General features: G+C 71.9%; 19 protein-coding genes. 13 read left to right on the top strand and 6 right to left on the bottom strand.

From position 1 onward, the window contains the following. Nucleotides 1–110 precede the first annotated feature (110 nt). Complete coding sequence (thiD, locus tag ABZS42_RS25625) at nt 111–896, top strand: bifunctional hydroxymethylpyrimidine kinase/phosphomethylpyrimidine kinase (protein ID WP_355149374.1); 786 nt, start codon at nt 111–113, stop codon at nt 894–896. Nucleotides 897–913: 17 nt separating this feature from the next. Beyond that, on the top strand, nt 914–2506 hold the full coding sequence (thiC, locus tag ABZS42_RS25620) for a phosphomethylpyrimidine synthase ThiC (protein WP_355149372.1): 1593 nt from the start codon (nt 914–916) through the stop codon (nt 2504–2506). Nucleotides 2507–2598: 92 nt separating this feature from the next. On the opposite strand, the gene ABZS42_RS25615 is transcribed toward thiC, so the two are convergent. The 4 genes from ABZS42_RS25615 to ABZS42_RS25600 form a co-directional block, all read right to left on the bottom strand. Continuing rightward, nucleotides 2599–5103, bottom strand: a complete 2505-nt coding sequence (locus tag ABZS42_RS25615) for a hypothetical protein (protein ID WP_355149370.1) — start codon at nt 5101–5103, stop codon at nt 2599–2601. Between the two features lie 77 nt (nt 5104–5180). Further along, nucleotides 5181–5480, bottom strand: coding sequence for a cupin (locus ABZS42_RS25610; RefSeq protein ID WP_355149368.1), 300 nt, complete (start codon nt 5478–5480; stop codon nt 5181–5183). After that, nucleotides 5477–6430, bottom strand: coding sequence for an LLM class F420-dependent oxidoreductase (locus ABZS42_RS25605; protein WP_355149376.1), 954 nt, complete (start codon nt 6428–6430; stop codon nt 5477–5479). Before ABZS42_RS25605 ends, ABZS42_RS25610 begins: the two co-directional genes overlap by 4 nt. Nucleotides 6431–6432: 2 nt before the next feature. Continuing rightward, complete coding sequence (locus ABZS42_RS25600) at nt 6433–7218, bottom strand: ABC transporter ATP-binding protein (RefSeq protein ID WP_355149366.1); 786 nt, start codon at nt 7216–7218, stop codon at nt 6433–6435. A gap of 267 nt (nt 7219–7485) precedes the next feature. On the opposite strand from ABZS42_RS25600, the gene ABZS42_RS25595 reads away from it, so the two are divergent. Both ABZS42_RS25595 and ABZS42_RS25590 read left to right on the top strand, forming a co-directional pair. Then, on the top strand, nt 7486–8517 hold the full coding sequence (locus ABZS42_RS25595; protein ID WP_355149364.1) for an ABC transporter substrate-binding protein: 1032 nt from the start codon (nt 7486–7488) through the stop codon (nt 8515–8517). A gap of 97 nt (nt 8518–8614) precedes the next feature. Then, nucleotides 8615–9472, top strand: a complete 858-nt coding sequence (locus ABZS42_RS25590; protein WP_355149362.1) for an ABC transporter permease — start codon at nt 8615–8617, stop codon at nt 9470–9472. Between the two features lie 115 nt (nt 9473–9587). Here the strand turns inward: ABZS42_RS25590 and ABZS42_RS25585 are convergent, their stop codons facing one another. Continuing rightward, nucleotides 9588–10769, bottom strand: coding sequence for an ABC transporter substrate-binding protein (locus ABZS42_RS25585; RefSeq protein ID WP_355149360.1), 1182 nt, complete (start codon nt 10767–10769; stop codon nt 9588–9590). 447 nt (nt 10770–11216) lie between these two features. Here ABZS42_RS25585 and ABZS42_RS25580 point away from each other — a divergent pair, with 447 nt between their 5' ends. From ABZS42_RS25580 to glmM, 9 genes are all read left to right on the top strand, one after another. Beyond that, nucleotides 11217–14246, top strand: a complete 3030-nt coding sequence (locus ABZS42_RS25580; RefSeq protein WP_355149358.1) for a nitrate- and nitrite sensing domain-containing protein — start codon at nt 11217–11219, stop codon at nt 14244–14246. Beyond that, complete coding sequence (locus ABZS42_RS25575; protein WP_120684473.1) at nt 14243–14650, top strand: roadblock/LC7 domain-containing protein; 408 nt, start codon at nt 14243–14245, stop codon at nt 14648–14650. Before ABZS42_RS25580 ends, ABZS42_RS25575 begins: the two co-directional genes overlap by 4 nt. A gap of 111 nt (nt 14651–14761) precedes the next feature. Further along, on the top strand, nt 14762–15124 hold the full coding sequence (locus ABZS42_RS25570; protein ID WP_355149355.1) for a DUF742 domain-containing protein: 363 nt from the start codon (nt 14762–14764) through the stop codon (nt 15122–15124). Then, a complete protein-coding gene (locus ABZS42_RS25565; protein ID WP_355149354.1) occupies nt 15105–15728 on the top strand; it encodes an ATP/GTP-binding protein in 624 nt (207 codons plus the stop codon). The genes ABZS42_RS25570 and ABZS42_RS25565 overlap by 20 nt, the downstream gene beginning before the upstream one ends. 171 nt (nt 15729–15899) lie before the next feature. Further along, nucleotides 15900–16187 carry a DUF6364 family protein gene (locus tag ABZS42_RS25560; protein WP_355149352.1) on the top strand — a complete coding sequence of 96 codons (288 nt, stop codon included), beginning with the start codon at nt 15900–15902 and terminating at the stop codon, nt 16185–16187. Then, nucleotides 16177–16470, top strand: coding sequence for a hypothetical protein (locus tag ABZS42_RS25555; RefSeq protein WP_076466624.1), 294 nt, complete (start codon nt 16177–16179; stop codon nt 16468–16470). The genes ABZS42_RS25560 and ABZS42_RS25555 overlap by 11 nt, the downstream gene beginning before the upstream one ends. Nucleotides 16471–16729: 259 nt before the next feature. Next, nucleotides 16730–17173 carry a 50S ribosomal protein L13 gene (gene rplM, locus ABZS42_RS25550; RefSeq protein WP_018720634.1) on the top strand — a complete coding sequence of 148 codons (444 nt, stop codon included), beginning with the start codon at nt 16730–16732 and terminating at the stop codon, nt 17171–17173. A gap of 20 nt (nt 17174–17193) precedes the next feature. Continuing rightward, the gene (rpsI, locus tag ABZS42_RS25545) at nt 17194–17658 is read left to right on the top strand and encodes a 30S ribosomal protein S9 (protein ID WP_076466623.1); all 465 of its coding nucleotides are present in this window, start codon (nt 17194–17196) and stop codon (nt 17656–17658) included. Between the two features lie 116 nt (nt 17659–17774). Then, complete coding sequence (glmM, locus tag ABZS42_RS25540; protein WP_355149350.1) at nt 17775–19133, top strand: phosphoglucosamine mutase; 1359 nt, start codon at nt 17775–17777, stop codon at nt 19131–19133. A gap of 127 nt (nt 19134–19260) precedes the next feature. Here glmM and ABZS42_RS25535 read toward each other — a convergent pair whose 3' ends face one another. After that, nucleotides 19261–20454, bottom strand: coding sequence for a pyridoxal phosphate-dependent aminotransferase (locus ABZS42_RS25535; RefSeq protein ID WP_355149348.1), 1194 nt, complete (start codon nt 20452–20454; stop codon nt 19261–19263). Nucleotides 20455–20566: the final 112 nt, after the last annotated feature.

Raw genomic sequence — 20566 nt, 5'->3', positions numbered from 1 at the left:
CGGCCGACCGTGCCCACGGAGGGATCAAGCCTGACCGCCCGGAGTGGGCACGGTCGGCCGCAGCCCTCAACACGGACCACGACTTCCGCGCAGGGAAAGGAGACGAAGCAGTGACGCCCGAAACGGTCCTCACCATCGCCGGATCCGACTCCGGCGGGGGAGCGGGCATCCAGGCCGACCTCAAGGTCTTCGCGGCGCTCGGCGCGTACGGCACGAGTGTCCTCACCGCCGTGACCGCGCAGAACACCCGGGGCGTCGATGCCGTCCTGCCGCTGCCGCCGGCCGCCGTGACCGATCAGATCGAGAGCGTGCTCACCGACTTCACCGTGGGCGCGGTCAAGACCGGCATGCTCGGCACCCCCGCCGTCGCCGACGCGGTCGCCGCAGCGGCTCGGGCCGGCCGGCTGCCGCACCTCGTCGTCGACCCGGTGCTGGTCGCCACCAGCGGACACACGCTCGGGGTGGTCGCCGCGGTGGAGCGGCTGCTGCCGTACGCCGAGGTGGCGACGCCGAACTGCGCGGAGGCCGCGGCCGTCACCGGACGGCCGGTGACCACGGTCGAGGAGATGGTGACCGCCGCGACGGCGCTGACCTCCGGCGGCCCGGCGTACGTGGTGGTCACCGGTGGCGACCTCGACGGCGGTGAGGCGGTCGACGTGCTGCACGGCAACGGGGTGACCACCCTGCTGCGCGGCCCGCGGGTCGATACCCGCCACACGCACGGCACCGGCTGTTCGTTCTCGGCGGCCATCGCCGTCCGCCTCGCGCTGGGCGACCCGGTGCCGACCGCGGTCGCCGCCGCCAAGGAGTACGTGAGCCGCGCGCTGACCGGCGCGCGGCACTGGAAGTTGGGCGCGGGACGCGGCCCGCTGGACCACTTCGGATGGTCCGCTTGAGCACCAGGGAGGGTGTCATGCAGGCACGACGCAAGGTGTACGTGGAGGGGTCCCGACCCGAGATCCGGGTGCCGTTCGCCGAGGTGACGCTGACCGGGGACAATCCTCCGGTCCGTCTCTACGACACCTCCGGGCCGGGATCCGACCCCGAGGTCGGGCTCGAGCCGCTGCGCGGTCCGTGGATCGCCGAGCGGGGAGACGTCGCCCCGGTCCGGGGAGCCGGCACCCCGCTCGCCGGGGTGGACGGCCGTCGTCCGACGCAGCTCGCGTACGCCCGGGCCGGTGTGGTGACGCCGGAGATGGAGTTCGTGGCGATCCGGGAGGGTGTGGCACCCGAGTTCGTCCGGGACGAGATCGCGGCGGGCCGGGCGGTGCTGCCGCTCAACGTGAACCACCCGGAGTGCGAGCCGGCGATCATCGGCAAGGCGTTCCTGGTCAAGGTGAACGCGAACATCGGCACCTCGGCGGTCAGCTCCTCGGTCGCCGAGGAGGTGGAGAAGCTGACCTGGGCCACCCGGTGGGGCGCGGACACGGTGATGGACCTCTCCACCGGCAGGCGGATCCACGAGACCCGCGAGGCGATCGTGCGCAACTCGCCGGTGCCGATCGGCACGGTGCCGATCTACCAGGCGCTGGAGAAGGTCGGCGGCGACCCGGTGAAGCTGAGCTGGGAGGTGTTCCGGGAAACCGTCATCGAGCAGGCCGAGCAGGGCGTGGACTACATGACCGTGCACGCCGGAGTGCTGCTGCCGTACGTGCCGATGGCCGTCGACCGGGTGACCGGCATCGTGTCGCGCGGTGGCTCGATCATGGCGGCCTGGTGCCTCGCGCACCACGAGGAGAACTTCCTCTACACGAACTTCGAGGAGCTGTGCGAGATCCTCGCGCGCTACGACGTGACCTTCTCCCTCGGTGACGGTCTGCGCCCCGGCTCGATCGCCGACGCGAACGACGAGGCGCAGTTCGCCGAGCTGAAGACCCTCGGCGAGCTGACGAAGGTCGCGTGGCGGTACGACGTCCAGGTGATGATCGAGGGCCCGGGGCACGTGCCCATGCACAAGATCAAGGAGAACGTGGACCTCCAGCAGGAGTGGTGCCACGAGGCGCCGTTCTACACGCTCGGGCCGCTGACCACCGACATCGCACCGGCGTACGACCACATCACCTCGGCCATCGGCGCCGCCATGATCGGCATGTTCGGTACCGCGATGCTCTGCTACGTCACCCCGAAGGAGCACCTGGGGCTGCCCGACCGGGACGACGTGAAGGCCGGGGTCATCGCGTACAAGATCGCGGCGCACGCGGCCGACCTGGCCAAGGGGCACCCCGGCGCCCAGGCGTGGGACGACGCGCTCTCCAAGGCGCGGTTCGAGTTCCGCTGGGAGGACCAGTTCAACCTGGCGCTGGACCCGGAGACCGCGCGGTCGTACCACGATGCGACGCTGCCGGCCGAGCCGGCGAAGACCGCGCACTTCTGCTCGATGTGCGGTCCGAAGTTCTGCTCCATGAAGATCACCCAGGACCTCAAGGAGTACGCCGCCCGCGGCATGCAGGACAAGTCGGCGGAGTTCGTCTCCTCCGGCGGGCGGGTGTATCTGCCGCTGGCCTGAGCCGCCCGGGGCGCGCCCTCAGCGTCCCGGCCGTACGTTCTCTCCCGGTGCGGTCGTCCTCCACGGCGACGACCGCACCGGGGGCAGCGGGTTCAGCTCCGGTGGTGGCGGCCGGACGAGCGCAGCGAGCGGCGTCCGCTCTCCTGCTCGGGCTCGTTGTCGCGGACGGGTCGGCTCAGGCCGGTCACCCAGTCGACGTACTCCTCTTCCTGCGCCGGCAACGGCTCCTCGGCGGTGCTCTCCGCGTCGGCGCGAGGCCGGTTGCGCCGGAACAGTCCGAGCCGACCCCGGGCACGCCCGGCGGACTGCTCGGGAACGTCAGGTGCTCCGGTGGCGTGGTCGACGGCCGCGTCGGACGCCGCGACGGCATCGTCGGTGGCCGGCTCCGCGTCGGCCGACGCCGGGTCCGGTGTGGTGGCGGGCGGGTCGGTCGACACCGGGCCGGCACGCCGGGCGGCGGCCAGCGCCTCCCAGCTCGCTGCCCGGTTGAAATCGGGCAGCGGGGCCCGGTGCCGAGCCCGGGGCATCGCGTCGGACGACTGCGCCGGTACCGGCGGGCGAGCCGCCTCGGTGCCGTCCGGCCGGGTGCGCCGCGGGAACGGCCAGGCCGCCTCGACCGGCCAGGCACGGGAACGGTTCTGCCGCTCCGGCTCCGGTTCGCCCGCCGAGGCGCTCGTCGCGCCGGTGGTCGCCTGGTCTCCGGCGGACGGGCGATCGGTCGGGGAGGTCCCCGGGTCGGCCGCGTGGTCATCGAGCAACCCGTCCGGGTGCTCGGCCGGCTCGGCGTCGACCGGCGTGGCCGGGGCCACGGGCTGGTCGTGGAGCGTCGGCGTGGGTGCCGTGCCGTCACCGCCCGGCGGGGCCGGGTCCGTGGTCCCGGCCGTCGGCGGTTCTCCGAGGGTGGCCGTCGGGACGTCGTCCACGGCTGCCGGGTCCGCTGTGCCGGGCGGCGCTGTGCTGCTGGTGACGTCGTCGTCGCCGATCGTGGCTGCCGCCGTCTCGTCCCCGGACGGCGAGCCGGCCGGGTCGGCGGCGCCCGTCGACGGCTCGACGGCCTCCCCGTCGACGTCTGTCGCGGCCGGCTCGGTCAGGTCCGGGACCGCGTCCGGCGTCGCAGTGGCCCCCGATTCCGGGTCACCGCCCTGGTCGGTCGGCGCGTTCGGTGCCGCGACCGAGGTCGACCGGGCCTTGCGGTTACGTCGGGGCTTCGGCGCTCGCGTCGACCCGGCGGGTACCGGAACGGCCGGTTCGCCGGCGGACTTCGGCTCTGCGGGTGCGGGTGCGGGTGCGGGGGTGGCCTGTTGACCGGCGGGTTCGGTCGCGGCGGGTTCCGCCTCGGCGGGCATCGGCGGGCCGTCGTCGACCACCGTTTCCGAGGCCGGCTCCGCACCGGTACGCTGCCGCGTCACCTTCGCGGGACCGTCGACCGGACCCGGATCGGCGGGACGGTCGGGTTCCGCGGGGACGGCCGCCTCTGTCGGGACAGCCGCGGCGGCACCGGGTTCGACGGCGGGGTCCTCGGTCGCGGCGGGCGCCTCGCTCGGTTCGGCCGGGCGGCCGAGCGTCGACGCGACCGTCAGCGGTGCGGCGACCGGATCCGCGGCCGGTACGGCATCGGCCGGGCCGACGATCAGGGCGGCACCGGCCGACCGGGCGGTGCCGGTCACGTCGGCGAGCGGCGTCGGGCCGGCCGGCAGGGAGCGGGGGTCGGCGGCCGGCGACAGGGCGTGCGCACCGGCGGTACGCGCGCTGACCGGCCGGCGCAGCAGGGCGGCGGCGGCCGCACCCAGCACACCGGCGGCGACCGCGATCAGCGCACCGTAGTAGGGGGCGGTCTGGTAGCGGTCGATCGCGTCGCCCGGACCGGCGGTCAGGTAGGCGAAGGCCACCAGCACCGGTCCGGCCACCCCGGTCGCGCCACTCACGAGCGGGACCTGGCCCCGCCAACGGGCCAGCGCGGCGGTCGCCGCTCCGGCGAGCAGGGCGAGGAGCGGCAGCAGGAACAGCGAAAGCCGCTGTGCCTCGTCCGCGCTCAGCCAGTTCGGTTCGAGGACACCGAGCCGTACGGTGCGCAGCGGCCCGGCCGCGCCGAGCGACGGCAGCGTGGAGACGAGCGCGAGCAGCCAGACCGTGCCGGTGACCGCCGTGATGTTCCAGCCCAGTGGCGGATTCAGCAGTACGGCGATCGCCGCACCGGCACCGACGACCGCGCCGAGGACGGCGCAGATGCCGACCGCGAAGACCGGGTCGACGGAGACGAGTTCCGCCGCCCGGGCGGGCTGCATGCACAGTGGTGCCACGACGAAGGCGCCGAGCGCGGCGGCGGTACCGACGGCCAGGACGCGGCCGGTCGTGGCCGGTTCGGTGTCGCGGCGGGCGAGGCGCTCGGTCAGCACCGCGCCGGCCACCGTGGCGTTCGCGGCGAACCAGCCGACCCAGGTGAGCTGGGCCGGCCACTGGTTGACGGTCGAGCCGGTGAAGGAGCCGGTGAGCCGGACGATGCCGAGGCCGTACGCGAGGCCCAGCTGGCCCGCCCCGGCCAGCACGCTCACCCCGAGCGCCGTGAGCAGCAGTTTGCCCCAGGTCCGAAAGGCCATATCGGGCACGTTACGCACCTGGTGCGCCGGATCGCTACCGGCACGCCGCGCAGCGTGACGGCGGCGAACCGGCGCGTCTACTTGAGTTCGACCAGCCGAGCCAGATAAGTCGTGTTCCCGACGTTGGTCAGCATGTGCACCGCGCCCGGGTCCCGGTAGACCACCCCGCCGGTCGGCTCGTCCGCGTCGATCCGGATGCCGTCGATCGTCTGCACCACGTTCTTCGCGCCCTGGACGGCCACCACCAGGTACGGGTGGTCGTGCCGGTGCAGCGGCTGCGACTCACCCGGTTCGAGCCGGATGTGCCAGACCCGGACCCGGTCGTTCTCGTACACGATCTCCTGGCCGACCGGGCCCAGCTCGATTCCCTCGCTCATTCGCCCACTCCGTTCAGCTGTGGGAGCACGTCGCTCGCGATCAGCTCCAGATGGTCGAGGTCGGCGAGGCCGATCAGTCGCAGGTGTACCCGGGTGGCCCCGATGGCGGCGAACTCGCCGATCCGGTCGACCAGCTGGGCGGGCGAGCCGATCAGCGCGTCCTCCGGCGGCAGCGCGCTCGCCACGTGCAGCGGCGCGGCGCGCCGTTCGGCCTCCGCCTCGGTGCGGCCGACCGCCACCACGATGCCGGCGGAGAGCACCAGCGGCGCGCGGCCCGACTCCGTCCGGCCGACCCGGTCGCTGGCTTCGCGCACCCGGTCGTACGCCTGGGCCGTCTCCCCGACGGACTTGAACGGCATGTTGAACTCGTCGGCGTAGCGAGCGGCCAGCTCAGGGGTCCGCTTCGGGCCGCGGCCGCCGAGGATGACCGGGGGCCCGGGCACCTGCACCGGCTTGGGCAGGGCCGGAGCCTCGACCAGGCGGTAGTGGTCGCCGGTGAAGCTGTACGAGTCGCCGACCGGGGTCCGCCAGAGCCCGGTGATCACCTCGAGCTGCTCGGCCAGCCGGTCGAAGCGCTCGCCGACGGGCGGGAACGGGATGCCGTACGAGATGTGCTCCCGCTCGTACCAACCGGCGCCGATGCCCAGCTCGACCCGGCCGCCGCTCATCTGGTCGACCTGGGCGACCATCACCGCGAGCGGCCCGGGCAACCGGAAGGTGGCCGAGGTGACCAGCGTGCCCAACCGGATCCGGCTGGTCTCCCGGGCGAGGGCGGCCAGGGTCAGCCAGGCGTCGGTCGGGCCGGGCAGCCCCGGGTCGGTGCCCATGGACTGGTAGTGGTCGGCGCGGAAGTAGCCCTCGAACCCGCAGGCCTCGACGGTCTGGGCGAAGCGGAGCTGGTCGTCGTAGCTGGCGCCCCGGTGGGGCTCGGTGAAAACGGTCACCCGCATGGTCATCGTCCGCTCGTGTCAGCGGTCATCGAATGTTCCCGCTCCATCAACAGTTCGTGCAGGTCCGCGCTGACTCGGGCGACGTCGGCGAGGTGCGCGTTGCGGCCCAGGGTGCGCGGCCGGGGGATGTCCACGTCGACGACCTTGCGGATCCGGCCGGGGCGGGGACTCAGCACCACGACCCGGTCGGCGAGCAGCACCGCCTCGTCGATCGAGTGGGTGACGAAGACGATCGTCGCGGCGTTCTCCATGTGCACGCGCTGGAGTTCGCCGGAGAGTTCCTCGCGGGTCAGCGCGTCCAAGGCGGAGAACGGCTCGTCCATGAGCATCACGCGGGGGTCGCCGATCAGCGACCGGCAGAGCGAGACCCGCTGCTGCATGCCGCCGGAGAGTTCGTGCGGCAGGCGCTTCTCGAAGCCGGCGAGTCCGGCCAGGTCGAGCAACTGCCGGGCACGTTCCCGGTACTTCGCCCGGCTCCAGCCGAAGATCTCGACCGGCAGCAGCACGTTGTCGAGCACCGTACGCCAGGGCAGGAGGGCCGGCTTCTGGAACAGCATCGCGATGTCCTGCCGCGGCTTGCTGACCGGCGTGTCCGCGACGGTGATCTCGCCGGCGCTGACCGGCAGCAGGCCGGCGATCAGCCGCAGCATGGTGGACTTGCCGCAGCCGGAGCGGCCGAGAATCGCCACGAACTCGCCCTCGGCCACTTCCAGGTCGATGCCGCGCAGCGCCTCGACCCGCCCGGAGCGGCCGTCGAAGGTGCGGGACACCCCGGACAGTCGGATCATCTCCCGCACGCCTCCCTGAGTGGACGGTCAGAAATCTGCCACAGGCTAGCTGGTCATCGCGGCGTTCACACCGTCCGGGGTGGACATGAGTTTGTTCCCGTACCGCAATGCGGCACGCCTGGCGGGGCAAAGGTGGGGTTCTCGTACGCTGTGCCCGCGAAAGAGTCCCCTCTAGACGGTGATGCCGGCCTGCCCCCGTTCGTCGGCGTCCCGCGACAACCCCTCCGGCGGCCGGCCGGCCCCGGTCGGAAAGGACATGGTGCACTGATGAGAAGGCTGACCCGTACGGTCGCCGCGGCCGCGCTGGCCACCACCCTCGCCCTGCTCGCCGGCTGCTCTGGCGGTTCGGACTCGTCCGAGGACGCCAAGGGCGGCAGCGGCGGATCACGGGAGAAGGTGACCTACCTAACCTCCTTCGGCAACTTCGGCCGTGACGCCTACGCCTGGGTCGCGAAGGAGAAGGGCTTCTTCTCCGAGGCCGGCTTCGACGTCGACATCAAGCCCGGTCAGGGCACCGGCGCGGTGATCCAGACCATCGTCGGCGGCCAGGCCGATTTCGGCCCGATCGACCTGACCGGTGGCCTGCTGCAGCTCGGCAACGGCCAGGCCAAGGACTTCGTCGCGGTCGCCGCGATCCAGCAGCGCACCATGGCCGCCATCGCCACGCTCGACGGCAAGGCCATCGCCTCTCCGAAGGACCTGGAGGGCAAGAAGCTCGCGGACACCCCCGGCTCCGTCGTCCGCAACCTCTTCCCGACGTACGCGAAGATGGCCGGTGTGGACCCGGCCAAGGTGCAGTGGGTCAACGGTGACGCGCAGACCCTGATCCAGACGCTCGCGACCGGCCAGGTCGACGGCATCGGCCAGTTCGTCGTCGGTCAGCCCACGATCGAGGGCGTGGCGAAGAAGAAGGCCGTCCTGCTGCCGTACAGCAACGTGATGCAGGACCTCTACGGCAACGTGCTGATCACCTCGGCGAAGATCGCCAAGGAGAAGCCGGAGATGGTCAAGAAGTTCACCGCCGCGTTGATGAAGGGCCTGGAGTACAGCCTGGCCAACCCGCAGGAGGCGGCGAAGATCCTGCAGAAGAACGTGCCCGCCACCAACGTCGACTCGGCCGCCGCCGAGCTGCAGTTGATGGCCGGCTACGTGCGGTCGAGCAACTCCGGCACCGCGCTGGGCACGCTGGACAGCGGCCGGGTGGCCAAGAGCATCGCGATCCTCCAGGGCGCCGGCACTCTCAAGCAGAACATCACGCCCGAGCAGATCATCGACTTCAGCCTGACGCCGAAGGCCTGATCAAAGCGGCGGCCTGGGGTGCGTCTCGCCGGACTCTGGCGGGGCGCACCCCGACTCGCGTTCCGGCCCGGTGCCGGACGACCCGAAGGAGGAGACCATGACCGAGGTCCGGTCGGCCGAGCCGGTGACCGAACCCAAGACCGCGGAGACCGCACCGATCGCCGGTCGACGCGTGACGGCCGGGGTACGGGCCGCGGGGGCGGGGGCGGCACTGCTGCCCACGGTCGGTCTGCTGATCGCTCTCGCCGTGTGGTGGATCGCCGCCCGGCTGGAGCTGGTCCACCCGGCGGCGTTGCCGCCTCCGGGGGACGTACTGACCGCGTTCGTCGACAAGCCGGCCGAGATGTTGGAGTACACCGGCGACACCACGCTGGAGATCCTGATCGGGTTCGCGCTCTCCGTGGCGGCCGGCGTCCTGCTCGGGCTGGCGCTCGCCTCGTCCCGGCTGGTGGAGCGGATGTTCACTCCGCTGCTCGTCGCGGTGAACGCGGTGCCCAAGATCACACTCGGGCCGCTGCTGGTGGTCGCCCTCGGTTGGGGGCAGAAGCCCATCCTCACGATGGTGTTCCTGCTCTGCTTCTTCCCGATCGTGCTCTCCACCGCGACCGGCCTGACCACCACGCCGGCCGACCTCGCCGAGTTGGTCCGTTCCTGGAACGCCTCGCGCTGGCAGGCGTTCCGCAAGGTGCGGTTCCCCGCCGCGCTGCCGCAGATCTTCGTCGGTCTCAAGGTCGGCATGCCGCTGGCCGCGATCGGCGCGGTGATCGGCGAGTTCCAGGCGGGCGAGGGTGGCCTGGGCTACGCCATCCAGCAGTACGCCGGCGTCGGGGACACCGCCACCGCGTGGGCGGCGATCATGCTGGTCGCGCTGGCCAGCATCCTGCTCTACAGCGCTCTCGTGGTGATCGAGCGCGTCGCTCTTCCCTGGGTCCGTGAGACCACGAGCAGCCGCTGACCGCTACGTCGACCGTTGACCACCTGGATCTGACCCACGGTGTGGTCCGCCGTGCCCGGCGGAGGGTTCGAGCCCGACCGCCCGAGCCGGGTATGGCGGACCACACCGCACCGCCTCACCCGGCGAGGCGCCACCGCCCGTTGCGCGCCACCAGCGTGGTGAGCGCCTGCGGCATGAGCCCCGAGTGGTTGTCCGGAGTCATCCGGATCGGGCCGGAGAGGCCGTCCAGCTGGGAGGTTTCCAGCACGTCCCGGATGCCGTCCCGGTTCACCTTGTCGGCCGGGCCTCCGGCGCGCGTCTGCGCGTCCACGATGAGCTGCACCGCGTCCGCCGCGAACGACGAGGCGCCGTTGTAGCCACCGAACCGGGCGGTGTAGTCCTGGAACCACTGGCGGCGGGACGCCTTGGCCGGCGTCGTGGCGATCACGTCGTCGATCGCCATGGTCTGGGTGAAGATCAGGGTCGCCCGCTCGGTGGCCTGGGCGGACTCGCCGAGGAAGAGGTCTCCGGCGGCGCCGGCGTCGAAGTAGAGCGAGCCGGTGAAGTGGGCCTGCTTCGCCGCCGTGGCGGCGAGCGCGGCCTGCTCCGGTGGGGTCCAGATGACCAGCGCGTCGGACTTGCGGGAGGCGAGCGACTGGACCTGCTGGCTCACATCGGTGTCGGTGACCTTGACCGCCGCCTTGTTCGGCAACTTGATCGACGCCTTGTCCAGCTCCCGTTGCAGGGCGGCGAGCCCCTCGCGGCCGTAGTCGTCCGCGCTGTACAGCAACGCGACCTTGCGGACGTTCTTGCGGCGCAGCTCAGCGGCGAGGGCGGAGGCGCTGTCGGCGGCGTTTGGGCCGAGCTTGAACACGTACCGGCGGTCTGCCACCGGGTTGGCCACGGAGCTGGACGTGGCGAGGGCGATGGTGGGGATCTTCTTCTCGTTGATGGTCCGCACCGCGCCGATCGCGCATTCGTTGCAGCCACCCATGATGATCGCGCTGACCTGGGAATCGCTGCTGAAGTCGCCGATGTTGCGTAGCGATTCGCTCGCGTCGGAGCGGTTGTCCTTCACGTCCAGCTCAATTCGCCGGCCGTTCAGGGCGCCCGAGGAGTTCAGCTGATCGACCTTCAGTTTCAGGGCGCGTTGGTACGCCTTTCCGATGGGAGCGGCAGCGCCGGAGAGCTCGAGGTCGGCTGCGATCACGATCGGACTCGCCGTCGCGTCCGCTGTGCCGAACTGGCAACCCGTGAGTGTGCCGGCCAGTACGACGGATGCGAGAGCCGCAATGGTCGTGGAGCGGATGGGGCTCAAGTCGTCCTCCAGGTGCGGGCGCGGGCGTTGCCCGGTCGCCGCAGCTAGTCCGTCCTCAGTGGAGAAACGGGAAGAGTGTGCCGTACGGTGTGCACGAAGCCTGCAAAACCTTGCCAACGGCGAGCGCTGTGGTCAAGCGCGGGCGCCGGCCGCCGTTTTCGGGACGGCCATCCCACATCGTGGGGCCAAGCGACGTTTGGAAACGGTCACGTTCCATACACGTGTGACCACACTGGAGTTACATGCCCAGTTCACGGGCTTGCGGAATTGAAGGTATCAGTTGACCGGAACACGGGTTCCGCGCGGTGCGACCCATATCTGCCCGCCTGCGGCTTCCCAAACAGGAGCGTCTCTGATGAAATCGCGGCCGTGCCGCGCGTGCCGCAGCGCATCGCGCCCGGCACGGTTCGGGCTTTCAGGCGTGGAAAAAACGACGGAGGCGATGTCGTGAGCACCGGACCGACGACCCTGCCCGGAAACCGTGCGAAAGCTCGGCCGGCCCGTCGTCGAATGCCCCGACTGCGTGACGTCCGGATCCGGTCGAAGCTCGCGCTGATCCTGGTGGTGCCTGTCGCCGCGGTGGTCGCGCTGGCCGCCGTCCGGCTCGTCTCGGTCGGCCAGGGCGCGTACGAGGCCACCCAGGCCCGGGAGCTGACCCGGCTCGGTGTCGACGTCTCCGCCCTCACCCAGGACCTGCACCTCGAACGGATGGCCGCGGCGGCCTACCTGGCCGCCCCGCAGCGGCAGGCCGACGCGTACAACCTGCGGGTACGCCAGACGCAGCAGCGGGTCGAGACGTACCGCGCGGAGCGCAAGCGGATCGGCGACGTGCCGGCGGCGGTACGGGACCGGCTGGTCGCCATCGACGCCCACCTGGAAACGCTGGACAGCACCCGCCAGGAGGTCGCGGACCGCCGACAGATGGCGGTCGCCGAGGCGATGCTCCGCTACGGAGTGATCCTCGACGACCTGGTCGCGTACGGGGACGGGCTCGCCCAGCTGCCCGGCGGCGAGCGCATCTCCGACAGCCGCCGCGCCGTCGCCGCGTTCGCCCGCGCGAAGTCTTCGGTGGCCGAGGAGGAGGCGGTCGCCTTCTCGGCGCTCAGCGCCGGACAGCTCGACGAGGAGCAGTTCTCCTCGTTCGTCGCCACCCTGACCAGCCAGCAGGAGGCGCTGATCGCCTTCTCGCTGGCCGCCGACCCCGAGAAGCGGGCGCTGGTGAACAGCACCGTCTCCGGTGACGCGGTCGGTCTCGCCGACCGGGTGGCGGCCGACATCACCCGCTCGGTGGGCCAGCGTCCGCTGGTCACCGCGCAGGACGCCACCGCCGCCATCGGTGCGGTCAACGACCTGATGCGCTGGGCCGAGATGCAGTTGGAGAACTCCCTCGTCGCCCAGACCGAGCAGCTGCGCTCGGACGTCATCCAGCAGGCCGTGCTCGAATCGGTGCTGGTCCTGCTGACCCTGGTCGTCGCGATCACGCTCGCCGTGGTGCTGGCCCGGTCGCTCAACGGATCGCTGCGCAGGCTCCGCGAGGGCGCCCTCTCGGTGGCCAACCACGACCTGCCCGACGCCGTCGCGCGTCTGCAGAACATGGGCAGCGTCGGCGAGGGCGGTGTCGACGAGATCGTCCAGCAGGTCCGGGACCCCATCAACCTGTCCAACCGCGACGAGGTCGGGCAGGTGGCGTCCGCCTTCAACGTGGTGCACCGGGAAGCGGTGCGTGTCGCCGCCGAGCAGGCCGCGCTGCGTACCAGCGTCTCGGCCATGTTCCTCAACCTGGCCCGCCGCAGTCAGAACCTGGTCGACCGCATGATCGGCGAGCTGGACGCGATCGAGCGCGGCGAGGAGGACCCGAAGCGGTTGGCGCAGCTCTTCGAGCTGGACCACCTGGCCACCCGGATGCGCCGCAACGACGAGAACCTGCTGGTCCTGGCCGGCGCCGACTCGGCCGTGCCGCGTCGGGACGACGCGCTGCTGGTGGACGTGCTTCGCGCCGCCCAGTCCGAGGTCGAGCTCTACAACCGCATCGAGTTCGGCACGGTCGACACCGACATCTCGGTCGCCGCGCACGCCGTCAACGACGTCGTCCGCCTGGTCGCCGAGCTGCTCGACAACGCCACCCGGTTCTCGCCGCCGACCACCATCGTGGTCGCCGACGGCCGCCGGATCCGCGACTACGTGCTGATCCAGATCGAGGACCGCGGGCTCGGGCTGACCGACGAGCAGCTGGACTCGCTGAACCGCCGGCTCGCCGCACCGCCGACCGTCGACGTCGCGGCGTTCCGGCTGATGGGCCTGGCGGTGGTCAGCCGCCTGGCGTCGCGCTACGGCATCCGTGTCGAGTTGCGGCGCAATGTCGAGGGCGGCACCGTCGCGCAGGTGACCCTGCCGAACTCCACCGTCGTGCTGCCCAGCCTGCGTGGCAGGGATCAGGCGTTCACCCCGCCGCGCCCGCGTCAGCCGATGGCGGTCGAGCGCGCACCGCACGCGCCGGTCGCGCTCGCCGAGCCGCCCGCGGCCCTCACCTCGGCGGCCACGCTGCCCGATCAGTGGCGCACCAGCACGGCCGCCCCGGCGCCGTGGCAGTCGCCGATGGATGCCAGGGAGAGCGCGCCGGTCGTCAACGCCGGTGGCCTGACCACGCCACCGGCCCGGCCGGCGTACACCGGGGGCGGTCTCGGCGCCGACAACCCGACCGCTGCCCACCCGACGCTCGCGCCGTTGCCGCGACGTGCGCCGGGAGCCGAGGCCACCGACTTGCCCGCCCCGCAGGCGCCGATCGGGTCGTTCGCCGCGCCGGCCGCCCCGCCGGCGCCACCCGCCATGCCGCCGGCGGCCGCACCGGCCCCGATCGCGGCTCCCGCCGAGCCGACGGCGGAGGCGCCGATCTTCCGGGAGATGGAGGCGGTCTGGTTCCGGTCACACGGCAACGACACCACGGCCATCTTCACCCGCCCGAAGTTCGACGAACCCCCGGCCGCCGCGTCCGGTGCCCGGGCGTCGGCCGAGACGGCATCCGCGGTGACCACCCCGACCGCGCCGCTGCCCACCCGTACCCCGGGCGTCACCAACACGGCCGGCCCGTCGCAGTCGCCACCTCCCTCGTACACGCCACCGGCACCGGCACCGGCACCGGCACCGGCACCGGCACCGGCACCGGCACCGGCCGCACCGGCCGCGCAAGCGGCGTCCGCCGCTGACGCCTGGCGGACGGCGGCCGACGAGGGCTGGTCGCGGGCCAGCCGGGCGGCCGAGCCGACGGACGGCGGGACCACCCGTTCCGGGTTGCCCAAGCGGGTGCCGCAGGCACAGCTCGTGCCGGGTGGCATCGAACCCTCCCGCGGCGGCCGGGAGCGCACCCGGCGCAGCCCGGACGATGTACGTGGACTGTTGTCGGCCTACCACCGCGGTGTACAGCGCGGCCGGTCGGCCGGCACGGACCAGAACCACACTTCCGACAAGGAGACCCGATGAACAGGCCAGCGGCCATTCAGGACATGGGTTGGTTGCTCACCAACTTCGCCGACAGCGTGGCGGGTATCGCCCACGTGGTGGCTGTGTCCGCCGACGGGTTGCTGCTCGCCTCCAGCCGCGACCTGCCCGGGGACCGGGCGGACCAGCTCGCCGCGATCACCTCTGGCGTGGTGAGTCTGACCGAGGGCGCCGCCCGGATGTTCAGCGCCGGAGGCGTGCTGCAGACCGTCATCGAGATGGACAGCGGCTACCTGTTCCTGATGTCGATCAGCGACGGGTCGTCGATGGCGGTCCTGGCCGCCCGCAGCTGCGACGTGGGCCAGGTCGGCTACGAGATGGCTCTGCTGGTCGAGCGGGTCGGAGCCGCGCTGGTGCCGCTGCCGCGTGACGCGGTGCGCTCGTAGCCGCAGGCGCGGTGTGTTCACAACCCTGGGGCGCGACGGCCGCGCGCAGACGACGTGACAGGAAAGGGACCGGGGCCGCCAGGCGCCGGTACGGAGAGGAGGTGATCGCGGATGGAACCCCGGCGTGACCCGCGCGGTGCGCTGGTGCGACCGTACGCGGTCACCCGCGGCCGTACGGAGCCCCGGCAGGAGATCGCCCTGGAGGCGGTCCTGATGGCCACGCCCACCCAGGCGGCCGAGTCCCGGTTCGCCGGCCATGACAAGCACCGCATCGCCACCGTCTGCGAGGGCCGGGCGCAGTCGATGGCGGAGATCGCTGCGTACACCCGGATGCCGCTCGGCGTCGCCCGGGTGCTCGTCGCCGACATGGTGGCCGAGGGCCTGCTGACGCTAAACACTGCTGCTCCCGTCGAGGGATTCGAGGAGCGGATGGAACTGCTTGGAAGGGTGCTAAGTGGACTTCGCAGGCTATGACCCCGCCGGGGGTCAGCAGAGCCGCGGGATCGTCTCCGCCAAGATCGTCATCGCGGGCGGGTTCGGGGTAGGCAAGACCACACTGGTCGGCTCGATCTCGGAGATCACCCCGCTGCGGACCGAGGCGGTGATGACCGCGGCCGGCGTCGGGATCGACGATCCGTCCAAGGTGCCGGGCAAGGAGACCACCACGGTCGCCATGGACTTCGGCCGGATCACCATGGCCCAGGATCTGATCCTGTACCTCTTCGGTACGCCGGGTCAGACCCGCTTCTGGTTCATGTGGGACGAGATCATCCGGGGTGCGGTGGGTGCCGCTGTGCTGGTCGACACCCGCCGGATCACCGACGCCTTCGCCCCGCTGGACTACTTCGAGAACCGCAACCTGCCGTACGTGGTCGCGCTCAACTGCTTCGACGATGCGCCCCGGTACGAGTTGGAGGAGGTTCGCGAGGCGCTGGCGATCTCGCCCCAGGTGCCGCTGATCATGACGGATGCCCGGCGGCGTGACTCGGTGAAGCACGTGCTGGTCACCGTCACCGAGCACGCCATGCTGCGGCTCCAGGCCGAGCAGGGCCGGGGCTTCCCCACGCCGGTCGGGTGAGCCGGCGCAGAGCCGCCCGCGTACGACCGCCCGGCTCGGCGCTGCCGCGTCGGGCCGGGCTCGGGTCGTGGGGTGGGCCCGCGCCTGCGCCCGGTTCGACCGGTCCGTTCCCCGGATCGCCGCGCGGGTGGCGGTGCCCGGTTCGCCGACCGGTGCCAGCGGGGATGACTGATGGTCATACCGATGGGTAGTCTCAGCGGCATGACCGCCAAGGTGACGCTGTCGTTCTCCGACGAGACGATCGAGGAGGCGCGCCGGTTCGCCAAGCGTGAGGGCATGTCGCTCTCCGCGTGGATCGACCAGGCCGCCCGGGAGAAGGCGCTGCGGGAGGTCTTCACCGAGCACGCCGCGGCCGTCGGCCGTGCCGGGATGGATCTCGAGTCGGCCGCCCTCGCCGACGCGCGCGAGGTGGGCATGGTCGACGACCTGCTTTTCCGCGGGCGACCGCGTGCTGCGTAGGGGAGAGGTCTGGCGCATCGAGGGCGCCCGGGAACGGCTCGGACTGGTGATCAGTTCGGATGTCTACAACTCCACCGAGGTGCCCATCGTGATCGTGGCCGAGGTGGTCGAGCAGGCGCTGCTGCGCGACTCGCCGCTCGCCGTGTCCATGGGCGGCTACGTGGTGATGCCCGACCGCCTCTCCTCGCCCATGAAGAAGTGGTTCACCGAGTGCGTGGACGTTGCCGACATCGACACGATGCGCCGGGTCGGCCGGGCGCTCCGCATCCTGCAACAGCTCTGAGCCCACCCCCGGACGGCCGGGGTAGGCTGCTGTGCGAACCGGCCGCGGGTGTGTCCCCGGCCATGACTTCGGTCGGGCCGTGACTCCCGCGGGGCGGGTCGGCGGGACCCCGCTTTGACCAGCCCACCGGGTGCCGGGTATCGTTGCCTGCTGTTGTACGACATCCAGAGGCGTGCCGCATCAGGTACGCTTGGTCGTTCGTGCGCGCCTGGTGACCCGGCGCGCGGACCCCAGACCGACGACGAGACAAGGTAGACCTGTGCGTACGTACAGCCCGAAGCCGGGTGAGATCGAGCGTCAGTGGCACGTCATCGACGCTTCTGATGTCGTGCTGGGCCGCCTGGCCACCCACGCCGCCACGTTGCTGCGTGGCAAGCACAAGCCGACCTTCGCGCCGCACGTCGACACGGGCGACTTCGTCGTCATCGTGAACGCGGGCAAGGTTGCGCTGACCGGCAACAAGCGTCAGCAGAAGATCGCTTACCGCCACTCCGGTTACCCGGGTGGTCTGAAGCAGGTCGGCTACGACGAGCTGCTGACCAAGCGTCCGGAGCGGGCCATCGAGCTGGCTGTCAAGGGGATGCTGCCGCACAACAAGCTCGGCCGTAAGCTCATCAAGAAGCTGAAGGTCTACGCCGGTGCCGAGCACCCGCACGGCGCCCAGCAGCCGGTGCCGTTCGAGATCAAGCAGATCGCGCAGTGAGCGCGGGCGAAGGAATCAGCATGACCGACATCACCGCCACCGAGGTCGCCCCCGAGGCCACCGAGGCGCCGGCGCCCGTCGCCCGCGCGCCTCGTGGAGACCGCCCGATCCAGACCGTGGGCCGTCGCAAGGAGGCCATCGTCCGGGTCCGCATCGTGCCGGGCACTGGCAAGATCACCTGCAACGGCCGCGACCTCGAGGCCTACTTCCCGAGCAAGGTGCACCAGCAGCTGATCAAGGATCCGCTGGTGACCGCCGAGAAGCCGGAGGCGTTCGACGTCATCGCCAACCTGCGTGGTGGCGGCATCACCGGCCAGGCCGGTGCGCTCCGGCTGGCCATCGCCCGGGCGCTGATCGTCAACGAGCCGGACGACCGCCCGGCCCTGAAGAAGGCCGGCTTCCTGACCCGGGACGCCCGGGTCAAGGAAAGCAAGAAGTACGGCCTCAAGAAGGCCCGCAAGGCTCCCCAGTACTCGAAGCGCTGACCAGCAGTCGCGCGTTGTACGCCTGACGGACGGCCGGTCCGCCTCCTTTTCGACGGGAGGTGGGCCGGCCGTTTCGCTTCTTCTCTGTCGACCGCGTCATCGGAGGTTTGGCGGGTATGGGTCGGTTGTTCGGTACGGACGGCGTCCGCGGGCGGGCGAACGTGGATCTCACACCCGAGCTGGCGCTCGCAGTGGCCGTCGCCGCCGCGCACACTCTCGCCGAGACCGACCGGAGCCATCCGCCGGTCGCGGTGGTCGGCCGGGACACCCGGGCGAGCGGCGAGATGCTGGAGGCCGCTGTCGTCGCGGGCCTGACCAGCGCCGGTGCCACGGTGATCCGCGTCGGTGTGCTGCCCACCCCGGCGGTGGCGTTCCTGACCGCCGAGGCCAAGGCCGACCTGGGCGTGATGCTCTCCGCGTCGCACAACCCGATGCCGGACAACGGGATCAAGCTGTTCGCGGCCGGCGGGCACAAGCTCCCCGACGAGATCGAGATGAAGATCGAGGCCGCGATCGAGGCGAACGCCACCTCGGCCTGGGACCGCCCGGTGGGCGCCGGCGTCGGGCGGGTGCACGACCTGCTCGACGGCGCCGACCACTACGTCCAGCACCTGGTCGGGACGGTGCCGCACCGCCTCGACGGGATCAAGGTCGTGGTCGACTGCGCGAACGGCGCGGCCGCCGAGGTCGCCCCGGTCGCCTACCGGGAGGCCGGCGCCGAGGTGATCGCCATCCACGCCGAGCCGAACGGGCTCAACATCAACGACGAGTGCGGCTCCAACCACATCGAGGCGTTGCGCGCCGCGGTGGTCGAGCACGGCGCGCACCTGGGTATCGCACACGACGGCGACGCCGACCGTTGCGTGGCGGTGACCGCCGACGGCGACGAGGTCGACGGCGACCAGGTCATGGCGATCCTCGCGCTCGCCATGCGGGAGGCCGGGACGCTCACCGACGACACGCTCGTCGCCACCGTGATGAGCAACCTCGGGCTGCGGCTGGCGATGTCCGCCGAGGGCATCCGGCTGGTCGAGACCAAGGTCGGCGACCGGTACGTGCTGGAGGAGCTGCGCGCGTCCGGGCTGGCCCTCGGCGGTGAGCAGAGCGGACACATCGTCATGCCCGCGTACGCGACCACCGGCGACGGCGTGCTGACGGGCCTGCACCTGATGTCGCGGATGGCGGCCACCGGGCGTTCGCTGGCCGAGTTGGCCGCCGTGGTGACCAAACTCCCGCAGGTACTGATCAACGTGCCGGTCGGCGACCGTACCGTCGGCGCCGCCGCGCCGGCCGTGCGTGCCGAGGTCGAGCGGGCCGAGAACGAGCTGGGCGGCACCGGGCGGGTGCTCCTGCGCCCCTCCGGCACCGAGCCGCTGGTCCGGGTGATGGTCGAGGCCGCCACCGAGGCGACCGCCCGGTCGGTCGCCGAGCGGATCGCCGACCAGGTCCGCACCGCCAGCCCGGTGGCCTCCTGACCGGTCCGGCACGGACCGGATCGGCGTACCGGCTGCTCGTCACTGCTCGGCGAGCAGCCGTGCGGTGGAAGTCGACGCAGCAACGCCGCCGGCAGGAGCGCCGCCAGGCAACTAACGCCGATGCCGGTCAGCCCACGGCGAGTCGACGCAGGCGGGTGACCGCCTCGGTCAGCACCTCGGGCCGCTTGCAGAAGGCGAAGCGGACCAGTCGCCGCCCGGCCTCGGCGTCGTCGTAGAAGACCTGGGTCGGCACCGCGACCACGCCGCAGCGCTGCGGCAGCGAACGGCAGAACGCCACGCCGTCGCGGCCGCCGAGGGGCGTGACGTCGGCGGTGACGAAGTACGTGCCCTCCGGGGCGAGCACGTCGAAACCGGCGTCGTTCAGGCCCTCGACCAGTTGGTCCCGCCGAGCCTGCATCCCGGCCCGCAAGCCGGCGAAGTACTCGTCGGGCAGGCCGAGCGCCACCGCCGCCGCCGGTTGGAGCGGCGCCGCGTTGACGAAGGTGAGGAACTGCTTCACCCGGAGCAACGCGGACACCAGCCGCGCCGGCCCGCTCGCCCAACCGACCTTCCAGCCGGTACAGGAGAACGTCTTGCCGGCTGAGGAGATGCGCAGGGTGCGTTCGCGCATGCCTGGCAGCGTGGCGAGGGGCAGGTGCGGGGCGGACGCGTCGGTGAAGACCAGGTGCTCGTACACCTCGTCGGTCACCGCGTACGCGTCGTGCTCCTGGCACAGCTCGGCGATGAGGGTCAACTCGGCCGGGGTGAAGACCTTCCCGGTCGGGTTGTGCGGCGAGTTCAGCAGCGCCAGGCGGGTACGCGGCCCGAACGTCGCGCGCAGCGCGTCCGGGTCGAAGGCGTACCGGCCACCGGTGGCCGGACGCAACGTGACCGGGCGGCGGACCGCGCCCGCCAGCGCGATGGAGGCGGCGTACGAGTCGTAGTACGGCTCGAAGCAGAGCACCTCGTCACCCGGCTCGCAGAGGGCGAGGATCGCGGCGGCCACCGCCTCGGTGGCGCCCGCGGTCACCACGACCTCGCCGTCCGGGTCGTACTCCAGCCCCCAGAACCGGCGCTGGTGCGCCGCAACCGCCGCGCGCAGGGCGGGGATGCCCGGACCGGGCGGGTACTGGTTCTGCCCGGAACGCAGCGCCTCGGCGGCGGCCGCCAACATCTCGGGCGGGCCGTCGGTGTCCGGGAAACCCTGGCCCAGGTTGACCGCGCCGGTACGAACGGCGAGTGCGGACATCTCGGCGAAGATGGTGGTGCCGAACGGCCGCATCCGGGCCACCAGCGGATCGACATCGGCGGTCGTCGTCACGCCCGCCAGCCTACGACCCGCCGCCGCCGGCTCAACCACCCGCTCCATCGGAGCACAGCCTGCGGATCGCCCGACCGTGCGGTGCGGGTGGACAGGGGACGTTCCCGGCCTG

Origin of the sequence: Micromonospora sp. NPDC005367, from assembly GCF_040606825.1 — a bacterium.
In the GTDB taxonomy this organism is placed as follows: Bacteria; Actinomycetota; Actinomycetes; order Mycobacteriales; family Micromonosporaceae; genus Micromonospora.
This window is presented reverse-complemented; position numbering and strand designations above follow the sequence as displayed.

Excerpts from the sequence above, each read along its gene's own strand:
- thiC (WP_355149372.1), top strand. The coding sequence starts at position 914 with ATGCAGGCACGACGCAAGGTGTACGTGGAGGGGTCCCGACCCGAGATC.
- ABZS42_RS25615 (WP_355149370.1), bottom strand. The coding sequence starts at position 5,103 with ATGGCCTTTCGGACCTGGGGCAAACTGCTGCTCACGGCGCTCGGGGTG.
- ABZS42_RS25610 (WP_355149368.1), bottom strand. The coding sequence starts at position 5,480 with ATGAGCGAGGGAATCGAGCTGGGCCCGGTCGGCCAGGAGATCGTGTAC.
- ABZS42_RS25605 (WP_355149376.1), bottom strand. The coding sequence starts at position 6,430 with ATGCGGGTGACCGTTTTCACCGAGCCCCACCGGGGCGCCAGCTACGAC.
- ABZS42_RS25600 (WP_355149366.1), bottom strand. The coding sequence starts at position 7,218 with ATGATCCGACTGTCCGGGGTGTCCCGCACCTTCGACGGCCGCTCCGGG.
- ABZS42_RS25595 (WP_355149364.1), top strand. The coding sequence starts at position 7,486 with ATGAGAAGGCTGACCCGTACGGTCGCCGCGGCCGCGCTGGCCACCACC.
- ABZS42_RS25590 (WP_355149362.1), top strand. The coding sequence starts at position 8,615 with ATGACCGAGGTCCGGTCGGCCGAGCCGGTGACCGAACCCAAGACCGCG.
- ABZS42_RS25575 (WP_120684473.1), top strand. The coding sequence starts at position 14,243 with ATGAACAGGCCAGCGGCCATTCAGGACATGGGTTGGTTGCTCACCAAC.
- ABZS42_RS25570 (WP_355149355.1), top strand. The coding sequence starts at position 14,762 with ATGGAACCCCGGCGTGACCCGCGCGGTGCGCTGGTGCGACCGTACGCG.
- ABZS42_RS25560 (WP_355149352.1), top strand. The coding sequence starts at position 15,900 with ATGGTCATACCGATGGGTAGTCTCAGCGGCATGACCGCCAAGGTGACG.
- rpsI (WP_076466623.1), top strand. The coding sequence starts at position 17,194 with ATGACCGACATCACCGCCACCGAGGTCGCCCCCGAGGCCACCGAGGCG.
- glmM (WP_355149350.1), top strand. The coding sequence starts at position 17,775 with ATGGGTCGGTTGTTCGGTACGGACGGCGTCCGCGGGCGGGCGAACGTG.